Genomic DNA, 15,064 nt, shown 5'->3' with positions numbered 1-15,064 from the left:
CGTGAACAAGCGGTGCGTCAGAGCCCGCAGTCCACGGCGTCCGTCGCGATATTCAGGCCGCATTTCGCGACACCGGAGATCAGGTCGATGATCTCGGAGGCGAGTCCGCCGCCGAATTTCTCGGCCTTCTCCGCCATCGCTTCCTCCTGCGTGCCGGGTTTACCCGGTGCGTCGTCGGCGCCGAGGCCGTCGAACGGGGAATCGCCGTGTGTCGAGGGCGGCGCGGCGGCGGCGATCGGGGTCAGTACCGGCGTGCCGAGGCCGAGTACCGCCGCCCCGAACAGGGTGACGACCACGGTGCGCAGACGTTGGTGTCGAAACATTTCGCATCACATCCTCGGGTCGGACCAATCGGACCTTGCGTAGACGGGTAACGCTTCGAATCGGTAGCACCGCAGATCAGTAACGCACATTCGCGTCCGTGTGGCCCGTGACCGCGCCGGACGAGGGCGGGACCGGTCGGGTCAGGCCGTGATGGACGCGCTCACCGCGCCGCAGACCCGGATCAGGTCCGCCGGTGCCAGTTCGATCTCAAGTCCGCGCTTGCCCGCGCTGCACAGCACGCGATCCCAGGTCAGCGCCGAGGCATCGACCACGGTCGGCAGCGGTTTGCGCTGACCCAGCGGCGAGATGCCGCCCAGCACGTAGCCGGTACTGCGTTCGGCCTTGGTCTTGTCCGCCATGACGGCCTTCGGCGCGCCGAGTGCCGCCGCTGCCGCCTTGAGCGAGAGGGTGTTCGGCACCGGGAGGACGGCCACCGCGAGTGTGCCGGTGGACAGTTCGATCACCAGTGTCTTGAAGATCTGATCCGGCTCGACGCCGAGTTCCGCGCCGAGCGCGTCGACGGCTTCGGTGCCGTAGGAATCGCTGCGTGGATCGTGCCGGTACGCGTGGACCCGGTGCTCGACCCCGGCCGAGGACAGGGTGCGGATCGCGGGGGTCGATGCGCCTGCCATGCGGGTCACCTTAACGGCGACGGCCCCGCGGTGCGCGACGGTTTCTGCCGTGACGGGCGCTCGACCGGGAACACAGCGGGGCCGGTACATGTTGCACAGCCATGTAGAGCGCACCGAATCCGCCACGGCGGGAGGAGCGCCCGGCGAGGCGGCGGGTCGGATGCCCGTGCCCGCCACGGATATCAGGCCGTATCACAGGAAGGGAGATGCCGGTGCCCGTATTGCTCGACGAACGTCCGGTCCGCGCCCAGGCGCCGCCGTCGGACCCGCGATTGTCCTTCGATCCGAACTTGCCGGTAGATTTGGCAGGTACGCCGATCGAAGGGACAGGTGTGACGAGCGACGACGACGGGGTGACCGAGAGCACGGTCGGCGCCGCGCGCGGCGACGATGCGGCTACCACCGCACCGGTCGACGAGGCCGCGCTGGCGCAGCGGTTCGAGCGCGACGCGCTCCCGCTGCTCGACCAGCTCTACGGCGCGGCCCTGCGGATGACGAGGAACCCGGCCGACGCCGAGGACCTGGTGCAGGAGACCTACGTCAAAGCGTTCCAGGGATTCAAATCCTTCAAGGAAGGCACCAATCTGCGTGCCTGGCTCTACCGGATCCTGACCAACACCTACATCAACTCCTATCGCAAGAAGCAGCGTCAGCCCGCGCAGTATCCGACCGACGAGATCACCGACTGGCAGCTCGCCGCGACCGCGGAGCACACCTCGACGGGTCTGCGTTCGGCCGAGGTCGAGGCGCTCGACGCCCTACCCGACGACGCGATCAAGGCGGCGCTACAGGAATTGCCGGAGGAATTCCGGATGGCGGTGTACTACGCCGACGTCGAAGGCTTCCCGTACAAGGAAATCGCCGACATCATGGGCACTCCCATAGGTACGGTGATGTCCCGGCTGCACCGCGGACGCAAGCAGCTGAAGGGTTTGCTCGCCGACGTGGCGCGCGAGCGTGGATTCAATCGGGGCGAGCGCCAGGAGGTCAAGCAGTGAGCGATCAGCGGGACCCCGATATGGAGCTCGACTGCACGGCGGTGATCGCCGATGTCTGGCTGATGCTGGACGGTGAATGCGACGAGTCGACCAGGGCTCGGCTCCAGCACCACATGGACACCTGCTCGCCCTGTATCGAGGCATACGGCATCGAGGAGAAGATCAAGGGTCTGCTCAGCCGTAAATGCGGTGGTGACCGTGCGCCGGATTCGCTGCGGGACCGGTTGACGCTCGAGATTCGCAAATCGGTCACCGTGACGCGGATCGAGACCACCGAGGCCTGAGCCCGGTAAAATATTCGAAAACAATTGAGCGGCCCGCTCTTCCGTGAGGAGGAGCGGGCCGCTCGGTTGCACTCGGCCGCAGCCGCGGCTCAGGCGTTGGGCCGCTTGCCGTGGTTGGCCGCGTTTCCCTTGCGGCTGCGCTTCTTACGTCCGCGCTTACCCATAAGTAGACCTCCTTCTGATTGAAGGCCATTCTTTCACGTGTGGTTGGCTGTAGCTGCAGCGGATACGGACCCGACCGAACGAATGAGGTGTGTCATGGCTGAGGAAGTACGCGCGGAGATGGTGTCGACGGTCCTGACGGTCGAAGTCGCGGTGGGCGAGAAGGTCGCGATCGACCAGACCCTGGTGCTGCTCGAATCGATGAAGATGGAGATCCCGGTGCTCACCGAGACCGAGGGCGAGATCACCTCGATCGCCGTGGAGCCCGGCCAGGTACTCCAGCAGGGCGATCTCATCGCCGTGATCTCCTGAGTGACGCGGTAGACCCGACGTGTCGACCCTGAGTGAACTGCTTGCCGAACATACCGATCTGCCCGGCGTCGCCGTGGATCACCTGCAACGGGTGGTGGGCGACTGGCAGTTGCTCGCCGATCTCTCCTTCGCCGATCTGCTGCTGTGGGTCGGAGCCGGACCCATCACCGACGGCGCCGATATCGTGTGTGTAGCCCAGTGCCGCCCGACGACGGCGGCCACCGTCCATCTCGAGGACATGGTCGGCGGCACCGCGATGAACGGCGACCATTTCCAGGTCTTCGACGCGCTGCGGACCGGCACGGTGGTGCGCTCGGACAGCGATGTGGAGGCCGAGGGCGTCTACCACCCGCATCCGGTGCACGCCGTGCGCGAGGCCATTCCGGTGCGCTGCGGCGACGATGTCATCGCGGTGCTCAGCCGCGATACCGATATGCAGCGGTCCAGGGTGCGCAGCACCCTGGAGATCGCCTACCTCGCCTGCGCCGACGATCTGTGCCAGATGATCGCCGACGGCAGCTTCCCCACCACCGAGGATCGCGCGGCGACCCATTCCAGTCCGCGCGCCGGTGACGGTTTCATCCGGCTCGATACCGACGGCATCGTTGTCTACGCGAGCCCGAACGCGCTGTCGGCCTATCACCGGATGGGTCTTCAGGCCGATCTGGCCGGTCAGGATCTCGCCGTCACCACGCGTTCGCTGATCACCGATCCGTTCGACGCCCAGGAAGTGGTCGGCGATATCCAGGCCGCGCTCGCCGGGCGGACGGGCAGGCGGATGGAGGTCGAGGCGCGCGGCGCGACGGTGCTGTTGCGCACCCTGGTGCTACGCCCGCACGGCGAACTGGCGGGGGCCGCGGTGCTGGTCCGCGATGTCACCGAGGTCAAGCGCCGCGATCGCGCGCTGCTGAGCAAGGACGCGACCATCCGTGAGATCCATCACCGGGTGAAGAACAATCTCCAGACCGTGGCCGCGCTGCTGCGTCTCCAGGCCCGTCGCACCGAGAACGAGGAGGCGCAGGTGGCGCTGACCGAATCGGTGCGCCGCGTCACTTCCATCGCCTCCGTGCACGAGATGTTGTCGATGTCGGTGGACGAGGAAGTCGATCTCGACGAGGTCGTCGACCGGTTGCTGCCGATCATGGCCGATGTCGCCACCGTGCACACCACCCGCATCAAGGTACGCCGCGCGGGATCGCTCGGGGTGTTCTCCGCCGAACGAGCCACCCCGTTGGTGATGGTTCTCACGGAATTGGTGCAGAACGCGATCGAGCATGCCTTCGATTCGGGTGAAAACGGCACGGTGACAATACGTTCGGAACGGTCGGCGCGCTGGCTCGACGTCATCATCAGTGACGACGGTCGCGGCCTGCCCCCCGGTTTCAGCCTGGAGGCATCCGACCGGCTCGGTCTACAGATCGTGCGGACGCTCGTCACCGCCGAACTGGGCGGTTCCATCGGCCTGCACCCCGGCGCGGACGTCGGCACCGACGCGGTGCTGCGCGTTCCGCTCGGACGTCGTTCCGGTCGCTGATCTCCGTCGAATTCCGAGAACCTTTCCGCGAATCATCGCCTCGTCACGGTATAAGAAAGCCCGGCACCTACGAAAGGTGCCGGGCCGAAATGCGTTGGCGGACCGGGCTGAATGGTCCGCCTGCGCTTATCGTCGAATCAGACGACAGTACGGGTGCGAGTGCGCGCATTGCGACGCTTCAGCGCACGGCGCTCGTCCTCGCTCATACCACCCCACACGCCGGCATCCTGCCCGGACTTCAGGGCCCAGGAAAGGCAGTCGGCGGTAACGGGGCAGCGAGCGCAGACCAGCTTGGCATCGGCAATCTGCGCGAGCGCAGGACCACTGTTACCCACCGGGAAGAACAGCTCGGGGTCCTCATCGCGACAGATGGCCTTGTGGCGCCAGTCCATTCCTCTGCTCCTTTGCTGGGCGCCACAATTGGCGCCTACGGTTTCTGGTTCGTTCACTTGTGCGACTCGAATGTTTCCGCACGGTTGCTTGTGAATGCTTTCACGAACACCGTAGATGTCAATAGGTCTACGGCGCACCGTGGGGAAGCTCACGCTCACGAAGTCCCCGCATAGGGGCCCTGCCCGGTCCTTTGTACTCGCTCCACCGGGTTTTCGCAGCACAACCACGATGTTTCAGGGCGTGATTCGTGCCCTGTTCGGCTGCGGCGCGATCACATCCAGCACATCCGGCACGGAGGTGAAATCCACCACGTTCCGTTTCCCGATAAAATCGCCATCGATTTGCAGGCCGATCGGTTCGGCCGTCTCGACCCGCACCGACGGCACGTCGTCTTCACGAAATAAATTGTGCGACTTGGGATTTCCATTCGCGGCCAGAAGTTGGCGGGCCAGCAACAGAGTTGGCGCGACCGACATGGACCGGACGGCGAACACGCCGAGCCCCGTCTCGAATGTGGTGCCCGGGTTGGTGTGCACCGGCGTCGAGTTCAGGTACGTCCACGGGCTCGCGTTCGTTATGAAGGCGTAATGGACCTCGCCGACCGGCTCGAATCCCGGGATTTCGATCCGTACGGCCGGGTCCTTGCGCCGGGCCCGGAAGAATTGTCGCACAGTTGTTCGAATATATCGGGCCGGGGTGGCGGCGTGACCGTTCGCGCGACTGTTGTCGATCGCCTCACACACATCCGCGTCGAGACCGACGCCCGCGCTGAAAGTGAACCACCGATCGTCGGCCAGACCGAGTCCGATCTTGCGGTCGCGCTCGAGGGTCAGCAGATCGATCAATTGATTGGTCGCCGTCACCGGATCGGGCGAAATTCCGAGTGCGCGCGCGAAGACATTCGCCGAACCGCCGGGAATGACGCCCAGGCGCGGCAGCCAGGCCTGACCGTCGTTCAATTCCGGCAGGGGCAGAAAACCGTTGATCGTCTCGTTGACCGTCCCATCGCCCCCGTGCACGACGATCAGATCCATTTCGTTGGTCGATGCCCACTGGGCCAATTCCGCGGCGTGTCCGCGATGCTGGGTGTGCGCAACCGTGAGCTGTGTCCGGCTCTCCAACGCGTGCGCCAGCAGATCCCTGGTCGCCGGCGTCGTCGAGGTGGCATTCGGATTCACGATCAGCAGCGTCCGCACGCTGGCAGCCTAATGGGCGCGCGCGGCGGGTCCGAAAAGCCGCCGTCCACCTCCACCACGCGGCGCCCACCGGATCGTCGCGGTGGTCTCGCTGCTCGTCGCGGTGGCCTCCTCGTAGGCTGGGCCCGTGGTCGACAGTGGTGAAGGTACGGATTCGGCGCGGGTGCCGACGACGGTGCGAGGCGCGGGCGGGCTGGTCGCCGTCGAAGGCGCGGTCGCGGTCATCGTCGCCGTCGTACTCCTGGTGCGCGGACTTCTCGGACACGATCAGACGCAGACGAGCGGATACGGCACGGCGGCCTGGTTCGGCATTCTCGGCGGCGCGGTACTGGCCGCGGGCATCGGTCTGCTGCTCGGTCACCGATGGGGGCGTGCCATCGCGACCATCGCCCAGCTCCTGCTGCTCCCGGTGGCCTGGTCGCTGCTCACCGACTCCCATCAGCCGGTCCTCGGGGCGTTGCTCGGCGTCGCGGCGATCGGCGCGCTCGTGCTGTTGTTCGCGCCCAAGTCCAACCTGTGGATGGCCCAGGAGTACGGCGCGGATCCCGAATAGGTTGGTCAGCCCGCGATATCGCCGCGGCGCAGTACCGCCTCGCGCAGCGCGCGGCGGCACAGTTGATCGGCCTGGCGGGTGGTCTCGGGCTGGCGATAGTGCGGTGTGAGCGACAGCACCTGCTCGCACGCGGTGTCGAGATCGATGAGATGGCCCACCGAGACGTACAGCGGTTTCACCCCGGTCCTGGTCCGCAGCACCCGGCCGACCACCTCGCCGTCGAGCCGGATATCGGCGGTGTCACCGCGTTCGGGCCCGGGATCGGGGCATTCACCCCAGGCGTTCTTGGCCACGCCGATGGTCGGAACACCCGCCAGGATGCCCAGGTGGCACGCGAGTCCGAAGCGGCGGGGATGGGCGAGACCCTGACCGTCGCAGATCAGCAGATCCGGTGCCGCGTCCAGCCTTTCGAGGGCGGCGAGCGCGGTCGGCACCTCACGGAAGGCCAGCAGGCCCGGCACGTACGGGAAAGTCGCCGTGCCGAGCACCACGGCCGAGGTGACGGTCTGCAACGTGCGGGCGTCCAACGCGACCGCGGCGGCGGCGACCAGGCCGGAATCGTCGTAGGCCGAGTCGATTCCGGCGACGACGCGGAAATCCGGCGGTCGCGGATCGGTCGTGACGACCAACGGCCGCAACCGATCCTGCACGGCTCTCGCCGCGTTCGCGTCGTCGGGCCAGCCGTCGGGCACGGTAACCTTCATCGGTGTCCTCGACTCACTCGGCGGCGCGATATTGCTGTCCCACCGTACAACTCGCGCGATCCCGCGGCCCGAGATCCTCAGCGTGCCTGCGCGGCCAGTGCGGACAACGCTTCCCCCGAAAGTCGGTAGCCGACCCACTCGTCCTGGCTCTGCGCGCCGATGGATCGATAGAACGTGATCGACGGGGTGTTCCAGGTGAGCACCGACCAGTCGACGCGGCTGTAGCCCTTGTCCACCGCTTCCTGGGCGAGTGCGGCCAGCAGTCCCCTGCCGTACCCCTTGCCCCGCGCCCACGGCGAGACGTACAGATCCTCGAGGAAGATGCCGTGCACCCCGTTCCAGGTGGAGAAGTTCAGGAACCAGATGGCGCACCCGACGATCTCCGACTCGTCCTCCACGACATGCGCGAAAAGTGCAGGCGCCGGGCCGAACAGCGCCGTGCGCAGTTGGTCCACGGTGAGAGCGCACTGGTCGCTCGCCTTCTCGTATTCGGCCAGATCGTGGACGAGACCGACGAGGGCCGGAATGTCGGCCTCGGTGGCCCGACGGATCTCGGCGGTTTCGGGCAGGGTCACGACACATCTCCGTTCGTTGCGGGAATCAGATTGTGCGCCAGGATGCTTCGCACATCGTGCTGGTAGCCCAGGATGCTGACGGCCGCGGTGGACATGGGGAAGCGGCGGCCTTCGCGGACGTCGAACTCGGCCCAGCGGGCGATCAGCACCCGCGAGAAATGGCCGTGCCCGACCAGGATCACGTCCCGCTCGGGCAGCGCCGCGTCGACCGAGGCGAGTACGCGATCGGCTCGCGCGCCCACCTGTGCCGCCGTCTCGCCACCGGGAACGTCGCCGGTGAAGATGGTCCAGCCCGGCGCCGACTCCCGGATCTGCGGGGTGGTCAGGCCCTCGTACTCGCCGTAGTCCCATTCGACCAGATCGTCGTCGACGACCGTGTCGGTCAGACCGACGAGTTCCGCGGTGTGCACCGCACGCCGACGCGGACTGGTCAGCACCAGGGGATCCCGCAGCGCGAGGTCGGCGATCAACGGTCGCGCCGCCTCGGCCTGCGCCTCGCCGTCGGGCGTGAGCGGCAGGTCGGAACGTCCGGTGTGGCGACGCTGCTTCGACCAGGAGGTCTCCCCGTGCCGGAGCAACACCACCCGGGCGGCGTCGAGTGTGGAGAGTGCGGACATGTCATCCATTCTGGCCGTCCCGTCGTCGGCCGTGGTGACCAGGGCCGTGTGCTCAACCGAGGGCGTAGAGAACGCTCCCGCGCTTCTCCAGGACCGTGGTGCCGAGCACCGCGAGGGACAGCGGGGAGGTGTCCGCACCGGGACGCTGCACCGGGATGCGGGAGATCTCCGCGCCGGACGACGGTTCGAGCACCGCGATGCCGTCGGTCACCGGCACCAGCAGTTTGCCCGTCATCATCGCCGGTGTGCCGACCACGTCGGGCGCGGCCCACAGCGGATCGAAGGTGCTGCCGTTCAACGCGATCAGACTGTTGCCGGTGAACACGAAGAAGGTCGACCCGAGTTTGACGGCCGTGGCCTTGTCGCTCAGCGGCGCCGAGAGTTGTTGCACCACAAGGGGGTTGCCGTTGCCGTCGTAGACGGCCAGGCGTGGTGGCGCGACTTCGGTCGCGTCCGTGGGTGATCCGCCCGGCATGTACAGCAGGACACGGCTGTCCGATACCGCAAGCACCCGCGTCTCCGGAGCGTCGGCGCCGACACCGGACAGGACGTGCGAGCCGTATTCCTCGGGCACCGTATTGTCCTTCGGCGCCGGATTGAGCACCGTCAGCCGCCGGGCCGGATCCTGCGGGCAACGCTCGATCACGGCGAGCTTGGACGGACTCGAACCGGACGAGAGCAGATCGCAGCCCGACCGCGGTTGGGTCTTCACGTTCACCGGTGCGTCGACGTAGCCGTACTCGATGGTGCGCACCAGATCCGAGCGCCACAGTTCCAGACGTCGCGGCCCCTGCGCGAGTGCGTAGGTGCCGTCGACCGACAGCCGCACCGTCTCGTCCATGTAGCTGCTGCGCGAGGTGCGCCGCTCGCCGGTATCCCCGGCGAGCAGCGTCGCCTGACTGCATCCGCGTTGATCGCGATACACCGCGAGCACCATCGCGAACTGCGACTCGACCCCGCACAGCGGCATATCCCGCCGATACCGCCACACCTGCGCGCCGGTCAGTGGATCGCGCCCGGTGACGGTGCCGTCGTCACCGGTGACGGCCACTCCGGCCGAGGTCAGCGCTCTCGAATCCGCGCTGTCGGAGGCGTGCCACAACTCTCGCAGTGTGGTGGGCAACCGGTCCGCGGCGGGCGGCGCCGACACGGGGGTCGGCGCCGTCACCGAGTCGGTGCCGGTCGCGTCGCCGCGCGCCCACACCGCCACGGCCGCGAGCAGTACGAGTACGGCGATCGCGACCGCGGAGATGATGTCGGCGCGCGTTCGCCGCTCGGGTGCGAGCACGATTGCGAGAGTAGCGGATCCGCCGAACTAAGCCGAAGTGGTCGCCGCCGAGGCCGTGACCACATCCTGCCCGTCGGTTTTACGGCTGCGCCTGCGCGGTGTCTCGCCCGCGGTCGAGGCCGTGGTTGCCGCACCGTTGGCCGCCGCGTCGAGGCTCGCCGCCGTCGTCCGGGTGCGACGCCGCTTCACCGGCGCCTCGATCTCGGTCGTCACCGATTCGGCGACGGTCGAGTCGGTGGCTTCGGCTACCTTGCGGGTCCGACGGCGCACCGTCTTCTCGGCAGGTTCGGCGACGTCGGCGGTTTCGGCCACCTCGGCGACCTCTGCCACCACCGCCTTCTTACGGCTGCGCACGGCTTTCGGGGGAGCGACCGATTCGTCGCTCGCCACCGTGACCTCGACCGCCTTCTTGCGACTCCGCACGGGTTTCGCAGCGGGTTCGGCGTCGACGATCGCGGTGACCTCGGTCGCCTCCGCTTCCGCCACGGGAGCCTTCTTGCGGCTGCGCGTGGTCTTCGCGGCCACGGGTTCGGCGGCGTCGTCCGCGACCGGGGTCGCGGCCTCGGTGACCGCTGTCTTCCTGCGAGTGCGAGTCCGTGCGGGTGCGGCCTCGGCCGGAGGCGAGGCCGGTTCGGCCGCCTCTGCCGCGGTCGTTGCCTCGGCCGCCTCGTCCGCCTTCGCGGTCGAGACTGCCGTCGCTTTGCCCCTTGTCGTGGCGGCTACCGTGGTCGCCTCGTCCGCCGTCGTGGACGCGGCTGTGGTCGCCTTGCCCGCCGTCGTGGTCGAGGCCGTGGTCGCCTCGCCCGCGGGTGCGGTCGCCTTCCTGCGGCTGCGGGTAGGCGCTGCGACCGTCTCCGCCGCGCTGTCGGCATCGGCATCGGCAACGGTCACGGCCTTGTCGGTGGTGGTCGCGGCCTTGCGGCTGCGACTACGAACCGGTTCGGCGGTGGGGTCGGTTCCGGCGACGTCCGCCGTGACCTTCCTGGTCCGCCTGCGGACCGGCTTCTCGGCGACCGCGTCATCGGTCACCACTACCGCGGTATCGGTGCTCGCCGCGGTGACGTCGACGACCGTCTCCGGCCTGTCGATGACGGCCGTCGCGAGGCCCGTGCCGTTGGTCGCCGCCGTGGCGTCGACCGAAGCCGCCGCGACGTCGGCGACGATCGCGCCATTGGTGGACGCCTTGCCGTTCACCGACGCGGGAACATCCGAGCCTGCGTCGAGAGCGCCGGTCACCGTTCCGGAACCGGTCGAGACATCGCCGACCGAAGTCGCCGAGTCGCTCACGACCGGAGCCGACGCGGTGGGACCACCGTTGTTCGTGGAAGTGACCGAAGGATCGGCGACCGCGACGGTGTCGGTGTTCGGGACCGAACTCGACGAACCGCCGCCGGACTCGCCGCGACCCGACGTACCGCCTTCGACGGTCCTCGAATCGTCACCGGAGGGCCTGCGCCGCCGACGACGCCGCCGTGCGGGCTGTTCGCCGGTGTCATCGCCGGTGGTGTCCTCGGCGTTCTCGGTCGAGGTCACCTCGGCGGCGACGGTGTTCGCCGCGGCCTCCTGATCCGCACCCGAACGACGCCGACGCCGCCTGCGACGCGGTTGTCCGCCTTCTTCGGTTTCGCCTTCGGCACTCGTCTCGGCGCGGTTGTCGGTGCCACGGTTATCGACACCGGTGGTGTCGGTACCGATGCTCTCCACGCCGTCCATCGGCTCGCCGGCGCGGGTACGCCTGCGATTGCGTTTACGCGGCGCGCGCGCGGGCCGCTCGACGACTTCTGACTCCTCCTCGCGGACCACCGGCTTCGCCTTGCGGACGTGGCCGGTCGTGCCCTCGGGGATGCCGAGATCGCTGAGCAGGTGCGGGGAACGCGAATACGTTTCGACCGGTTCCGGGATGCCGAGGCCGAGCGCCTTGTCGATACCGGCCCAGCGGTTCAGCTCGTCCCAGTCGATCAGGGTGATCGCGACACCGGTGCGTCCGGCGCGGCCGGTCCGCCCGATCCGGTGGACGTAGGTCTTCTCGTCCTCGGGGCACTGGTAGTTGACGACGTGGGTGACGTCGTCGATATCGATGCCGCGCGCCGCCACATCGGTGGCGACGAGTACGTCGATCACACCCTTGCGGAATTTGTTCAGCGCTTTCTCGCGGGCGATCTGACCGAGGTCGCCGTGCACCGCGCCCACCGCGAACCCGCGGTCGGCCAGTTCGTCGGCGACCTTCTGCGCGGTGCGCTTGGTCCTGGTGAAGATCATGGTCGCGCCACGGCTCTCGGCCTGGAGCACCTTGGCGATCAATTCGTGCTTGTCGAGCGCGTGCGCCCGGTAGACGAACTGCGTGGTCCTGTCGTGGATGGCGGAGTCGTGCGGTTCCTCGGCCCTGATATGCGTCGGCCGGGTCAGGAACGTACGGGCCAGGGTGATGATCGGGCCCGGCATCGTGGCCGAGAACAGCATGGTCTGACGCTTGTCGGGGACCATGCTGAGAATGCGCTCGATATCGGGCAGGAAGCCCAGATCCAGCATCTCGTCGGCTTCGTCCAGGACCAGCACGCCGACCTTGCCCAGGATCAGGTGATTCTGGTTGGCGAGGTCCAGTAGTCGTCCCGGCGTTCCGACCACGACGTCGACGCCGGCGCGCAGCGCGGCGATCTGGGATTCGTAGGGACGTCCACCGTAGATCGAGGCCACCTTCAGCGGCCCCTGGTGATTGGTGAGGTATTTGCTCGCGTTCTCCAGGTCGGAGGTGACCTGAATGCACAGTTCGCGAGTGGGGACGATGACGAGCGCGCGCGGTGTGCCGTCCAGCGGAGTGGTTCCGGTATCGGCGGTCGCGATGCGGTGCAAAAGCGGCACGCCGAATCCGAAAGTCTTACCCATTCCGGTGCGGGCCTGACCGATGAGATCTTCGCCGGCCAACGCCAGCGGCAAGGTCAGTTCTTGAATCGCGAAAGTGCGTTCGATACCGATCTCGCCGAGTGCGCGAACGATTTCGTCGCGAACTCCCAATTCCGCGAATTTCGGTGCGGTGTGTGTGTCATCCAGTTCGGCGGTCAACAGGGTGTCGGTGAGACCGGGTTCCTGTTCGACAGTGATCTTGCTCAGGTTCGTGCCTTCCTCGTAATCGCGTCACGCGCGCACGAGGCGTGGGGCGGACCGGTCGGTCCACGACAACCACGTATCCGCCTGTGATACTCACCCGGGCCACTGCCGGACGTCACCAGGGTGCCGTGGATACGGCAGCGACCCGGGACATCGGCGCGGCGCAACGGTGATGCGGATCTGGTGCGCGCACATTTTCCTGACACCGAGAAATTCCGGCTCCGAACCTGGTCCAAGGCCTTCACGACCCATCCGCTGGACGCGGTAAAGGTACTGATCCGGCAGCTCCGGTCGAGCGAAATTTCTCGTTGTCCGTAGTGATTGTAGCGTGATATTGTGCACCGCTCGAATTGCCGCCGCGGTATTTTCCGGACAAATCGGCGTCTTCTCGCCATCGGGTCAGCGATGTCCGGTGCGAGACATGGCAATTCATGTCGCGGTGACGAATCCGGACAACCCGAGAATCGCACCGGGACGGGACTTGCCTGTAACCGTCGGTACCGGGATGTGAGAGATTCTTGGTGTGAGTCTCGCAGACACCGTCACCCTCGCCGCCCGCAATGCCTGGGCGCTCACCTTCGGCCCCGGCGTCCGGGACCACGATCCCGCCCCGTCGACGGTGCTGTGGGATGAACCACACCGGCGGTTGAGCCGCTTCGACGGTGCCGAATCCGATTCCGCCACAGCGCCATCCGCCGTGCTGTTGGTTCCGCCGCTCGCCGCGCCCGCACTCTGCTTCGACCTGCGCGCCGACCAGAGCGTCGCGCGATTCCTGCTGGAGACCGGTCGATCGCCGTACCTCGTCGACTACGGCGAGATCACCTTCGCCGACCGGCGGATGGGATTCGAGCACTGGATCGACGACATCCTGCCCGAGGCGATCCTGCGCTCATCGGCCGATCGCGGCGGCGCGCCCGTCGACCTGATCGGCTGGTCCCTCGGCGGCACGCTGTCGCTGCTCACCGCAGCCGCGCACCCGCACCTGCCCATCCGCTCGATCACCGCGATCGGCTCGCCGCTGGACTACGACAGGATGCCCGGGGTGCCCCAACTGCGCGCGGTGGCCGAACTCACTCGGGGCGACCTCGTCGCGTCGACCGCGGTCCGGCTCGCGGGCGGCGTGCCCGCTCCGCTCACCCGTATCGCCTACCGGGCCACCGCGTGGGATCGCGAACTGCGCCGACCGTGGTTCGTCGCGCGCAATATCGCCAGAACCGAAACCCTGGCCAGAATGGAATCGGTGGACCGATTCATGGCCGCGATGCCCGGGTATCCCGGCCGCTTCTACGGACAGTTGTGGGGCCGGATGTTCCTGAACAACGACATCGGCCGCGGTGTCGTGCGACTGGGGGAGCGGCGGATCGCGCTCGCCGAGGTGACGGCGCACGTCCTGTTGGTCGGGGGCCCTGACGACGTCATCACCCCGGCCGCCGCCGTCGAGGCGGGCGCGGCGAATCTGACCGGCGCGGCCTCGGTGCGCTACGAGACCGCCCCCGGCGGCCATCTCGGCATCCTCACCGGCGACACGGCCCGCGACACGACATGGGCAGCCGTCGACAAATTCCTCGCCGAACTGCGGTAGTCCGGCGACGCGGGACCGAGAAAGTTCGGGTTGGCAAGGCCGGGTTCGGAATCCCGGACTACCCTTCGGATACATGGGACAACAGATATCCGCCGGACTGGGAGTTTCGCCGATCGATTCCGAAATTCTCGCGGCGGACCATCCCGGCGTGACCGATTTGTTCGCGGTACTCGCCTACGGCGAGATCTCCGCCTTCTATCGGTTGGCGGAAGAAGCGAAACTGTCCCCGACGCTGCGCGGCAAGGTCGCGGTCGCCAAGATGGCCGCCGCCGAAATGGAGCATTTCGCGTCGCTGGAAGCCGCGCTGGCCGCCGTCGGCGCCGATATCTTCGACGCGATGGCACCGTTCGTCCACGCGCTCGACGCCTATCACGCGTCCACCGACCCGTCGACGTGGCTGGAATCGATGGTGAAGTTCTACGTCGGTGACGGTATCGCCGCCGATTTCTACACCGAGATCGCCGGAGCGCTCAGCCCCGAGGTGGCCGCCGTCGTCCGCGACGTGCTGGCCGAGACCAGCCACTCCGAATTCGTGGTGGAGGAGGTGCGCCGGGCGGTGGAGACCAGTCGATCCGAGCGCGACCGGCTCACGCTGTGGGGTCGCCGCCTGCTCGGTGAGGCGATCACCCAGGCGCAATACGTGATGGCCCAGCGCGACGAACTCACCGACCTGGTCCTCACCGCGACGGGCGATCTCAACGGCATCGCCGAACTCTTCGATCGCATGCAGACGAGTCACGCCCAGCGCATGGCCGTACTCGGCCTCTGACACGCCCCTTCGGGGAGCGGAAGGCGCTGTGCCCCC

Annotated in this window: 16 protein-coding genes and 1 pseudogene; 7 read left to right on the top strand and 10 right to left on the bottom strand. The window is 67.5% G+C overall.

Annotated features, from left to right (window positions below; all coding sequences use genetic code 11):
• Positions 1-17 precede the first annotated feature (17 nt).
• Both JZ792_RS07145 and ybaK read right to left on the bottom strand, forming a co-directional pair.
• Positions 18-323, bottom strand: coding sequence for a hypothetical protein (locus tag JZ792_RS07145; RefSeq protein WP_216908078.1), 306 nt, complete (start codon positions 321-323; stop codon positions 18-20).
• A 141-nt stretch (positions 324-464) separates the two neighbouring features.
• A complete protein-coding gene (gene ybaK / locus JZ792_RS07140) occupies positions 465-956 on the bottom strand; it encodes a Cys-tRNA(Pro) deacylase (protein ID WP_216908076.1) in 492 nt (163 codons plus the stop codon).
• Between the two features lie 206 nt (positions 957-1,162).
• Between ybaK and JZ792_RS07135 the strand changes: the two genes are divergently transcribed.
• Together JZ792_RS07135 and rsrA are read left to right on the top strand one after the other, a co-directional pair.
• Positions 1,163-1,954 carry a sigma-70 family RNA polymerase sigma factor gene (locus JZ792_RS07135; RefSeq protein ID WP_498044239.1) on the top strand — a complete coding sequence of 264 codons (792 nt, stop codon included), beginning with the start codon at positions 1,163-1,165 and terminating at the stop codon, positions 1,952-1,954.
• Between the two features lie 20 nt (positions 1,955-1,974).
• The gene (gene rsrA / locus JZ792_RS07130) at positions 1,975-2,238 is read left to right on the top strand and encodes a mycothiol system anti-sigma-R factor (RefSeq protein ID WP_109528607.1); all 264 of its coding nucleotides are present in this window, start codon (positions 1,975-1,977) and stop codon (positions 2,236-2,238) included.
• Between the two features lie 89 nt (positions 2,239-2,327).
• Here rsrA and JZ792_RS43515 read toward each other — a convergent pair whose 3' ends face one another.
• Entirely contained in the window at positions 2,328-2,402 is a 75-nt protein-coding gene (locus JZ792_RS43515; RefSeq protein ID WP_022597109.1) for a 50S ribosomal protein bL37, read from the bottom strand.
• 94 nt (positions 2,403-2,496) lie between these two features.
• On the opposite strand from JZ792_RS43515, the gene JZ792_RS07125 reads away from it, so the two are divergent.
• Positions 2,497-2,712 (top strand): biotin/lipoyl-binding carrier protein, encoded by a 216-nt coding sequence (locus JZ792_RS07125; RefSeq protein WP_109528374.1) that lies wholly within the window; start codon positions 2,497-2,499, stop codon positions 2,710-2,712.
• A gap of 19 nt (positions 2,713-2,731) precedes the next feature.
• A complete protein-coding gene (locus JZ792_RS07120) occupies positions 2,732-4,246 on the top strand; it encodes a sensor histidine kinase (RefSeq protein ID WP_216908074.1) in 1,515 nt (504 codons plus the stop codon).
• Positions 4,247-4,383: 137 nt separating this feature from the next.
• Here JZ792_RS07120 and JZ792_RS07115 read toward each other — a convergent pair whose 3' ends face one another.
• Together JZ792_RS07115 and JZ792_RS07110 are read right to left on the bottom strand one after the other, a co-directional pair.
• Positions 4,384-4,638, bottom strand: a complete 255-nt coding sequence (locus JZ792_RS07115) for a WhiB family transcriptional regulator (protein ID WP_011211115.1) — start codon at positions 4,636-4,638, stop codon at positions 4,384-4,386.
• A 234-nt stretch (positions 4,639-4,872) separates the two neighbouring features.
• Positions 4,873-5,835 carry a diacylglycerol/lipid kinase family protein gene (locus tag JZ792_RS07110; protein ID WP_216908072.1) on the bottom strand — a complete coding sequence of 321 codons (963 nt, stop codon included), beginning with the start codon at positions 5,833-5,835 and terminating at the stop codon, positions 4,873-4,875.
• 127 nt (positions 5,836-5,962) lie between these two features.
• Between JZ792_RS07110 and JZ792_RS07105 the strand changes: the two genes are divergently transcribed.
• A complete protein-coding gene (locus tag JZ792_RS07105; protein WP_308165181.1) occupies positions 5,963-6,388 on the top strand; it encodes a hypothetical protein in 426 nt (141 codons plus the stop codon).
• 5 nt (positions 6,389-6,393) lie between these two features.
• On the opposite strand, the gene JZ792_RS07100 is transcribed toward JZ792_RS07105, so the two are convergent.
• The 5 genes and pseudogenes from JZ792_RS07100 to JZ792_RS07080 all read right to left on the bottom strand — a co-directional run.
• The gene (locus tag JZ792_RS07100; protein ID WP_216908070.1) at positions 6,394-7,092 is read right to left on the bottom strand and encodes an endonuclease V; all 699 of its coding nucleotides are present in this window, start codon (positions 7,090-7,092) and stop codon (positions 6,394-6,396) included.
• Between the two features lie 77 nt (positions 7,093-7,169).
• Positions 7,170-7,667: a GNAT family N-acetyltransferase gene (locus JZ792_RS07095; RefSeq protein ID WP_438804300.1), complete on the bottom strand. Its 498-nt coding sequence runs from the start codon at positions 7,665-7,667 to the stop codon at positions 7,170-7,172.
• Positions 7,664-8,284: an acid phosphatase gene (locus JZ792_RS07090; protein WP_216908068.1), complete on the bottom strand. Its 621-nt coding sequence runs from the start codon at positions 8,282-8,284 to the stop codon at positions 7,664-7,666. Before JZ792_RS07090 ends, JZ792_RS07095 begins: the two co-directional genes overlap by 4 nt.
• Positions 8,285-8,336: 52 nt before the next feature.
• Positions 8,337-9,572 (bottom strand): Rv3212 family protein, encoded by a 1,236-nt coding sequence (locus JZ792_RS07085; RefSeq protein ID WP_216908066.1) that lies wholly within the window; start codon positions 9,570-9,572, stop codon positions 8,337-8,339.
• Positions 9,573-11,279: 1,707 nt separating this feature from the next.
• Positions 11,280-12,700 (bottom strand): annotated as a pseudogene (locus tag JZ792_RS07080) (DEAD/DEAH box helicase); the annotation flags it as partial.
• Between the two features lie 500 nt (positions 12,701-13,200).
• On the opposite strand from JZ792_RS07080, the gene JZ792_RS07075 reads away from it, so the two are divergent.
• A complete protein-coding gene (locus tag JZ792_RS07075) occupies positions 13,201-14,259 on the top strand; it encodes an alpha/beta hydrolase (RefSeq protein WP_216908064.1) in 1,059 nt (352 codons plus the stop codon).
• Positions 14,260-14,332: 73 nt separating this feature from the next.
• The gene (locus JZ792_RS07070) at positions 14,333-15,028 is read left to right on the top strand and encodes a ferritin-like fold-containing protein (RefSeq protein WP_216908062.1); all 696 of its coding nucleotides are present in this window, start codon (positions 14,333-14,335) and stop codon (positions 15,026-15,028) included.
• The last annotated feature ends 36 nt before the right edge of the window (positions 15,029-15,064 follow it).

The organism is Nocardia noduli (genome assembly GCF_019038455.1).
Classification (GTDB): Bacteria; Actinomycetota; Actinomycetes; order Mycobacteriales; family Mycobacteriaceae; genus Nocardia; species Nocardia noduli.
Note: the sequence above shows the minus strand (reverse complement) of the source record. Positions and strands in the feature narration are given on the sequence as shown.

Bases quoted from the DNA above. Each gene is read 5' to 3' on its own strand.
- JZ792_RS07145 (WP_216908078.1), bottom strand. From the start codon at position 323: ATGTTTCGACACCAACGTCTGCGCACCGTGGTCGTCACCCTGTTCGGG.
- ybaK (WP_216908076.1), bottom strand. From the start codon at position 956: ATGGCAGGCGCATCGACCCCCGCGATCCGCACCCTGTCCTCGGCCGGG.
- JZ792_RS07135 (WP_498044239.1), top strand. From the start codon at position 1,163: ATGCCGGTGCCCGTATTGCTCGACGAACGTCCGGTCCGCGCCCAGGCG.
- rsrA (WP_109528607.1), top strand. From the start codon at position 1,975: ATGGAGCTCGACTGCACGGCGGTGATCGCCGATGTCTGGCTGATGCTG.
- JZ792_RS07125 (WP_109528374.1), top strand. From the start codon at position 2,497: ATGGCTGAGGAAGTACGCGCGGAGATGGTGTCGACGGTCCTGACGGTC.
- JZ792_RS07115 (WP_011211115.1), bottom strand. From the start codon at position 4,638: ATGGACTGGCGCCACAAGGCCATCTGTCGCGATGAGGACCCCGAGCTG.
- JZ792_RS07100 (WP_216908070.1), bottom strand. From the start codon at position 7,092: ATGAAGGTTACCGTGCCCGACGGCTGGCCCGACGACGCGAACGCGGCG.
- JZ792_RS07090 (WP_216908068.1), bottom strand. From the start codon at position 8,284: ATGTCCGCACTCTCCACACTCGACGCCGCCCGGGTGGTGTTGCTCCGG.
- JZ792_RS07070 (WP_216908062.1), top strand. From the start codon at position 14,333: ATGGGACAACAGATATCCGCCGGACTGGGAGTTTCGCCGATCGATTCC.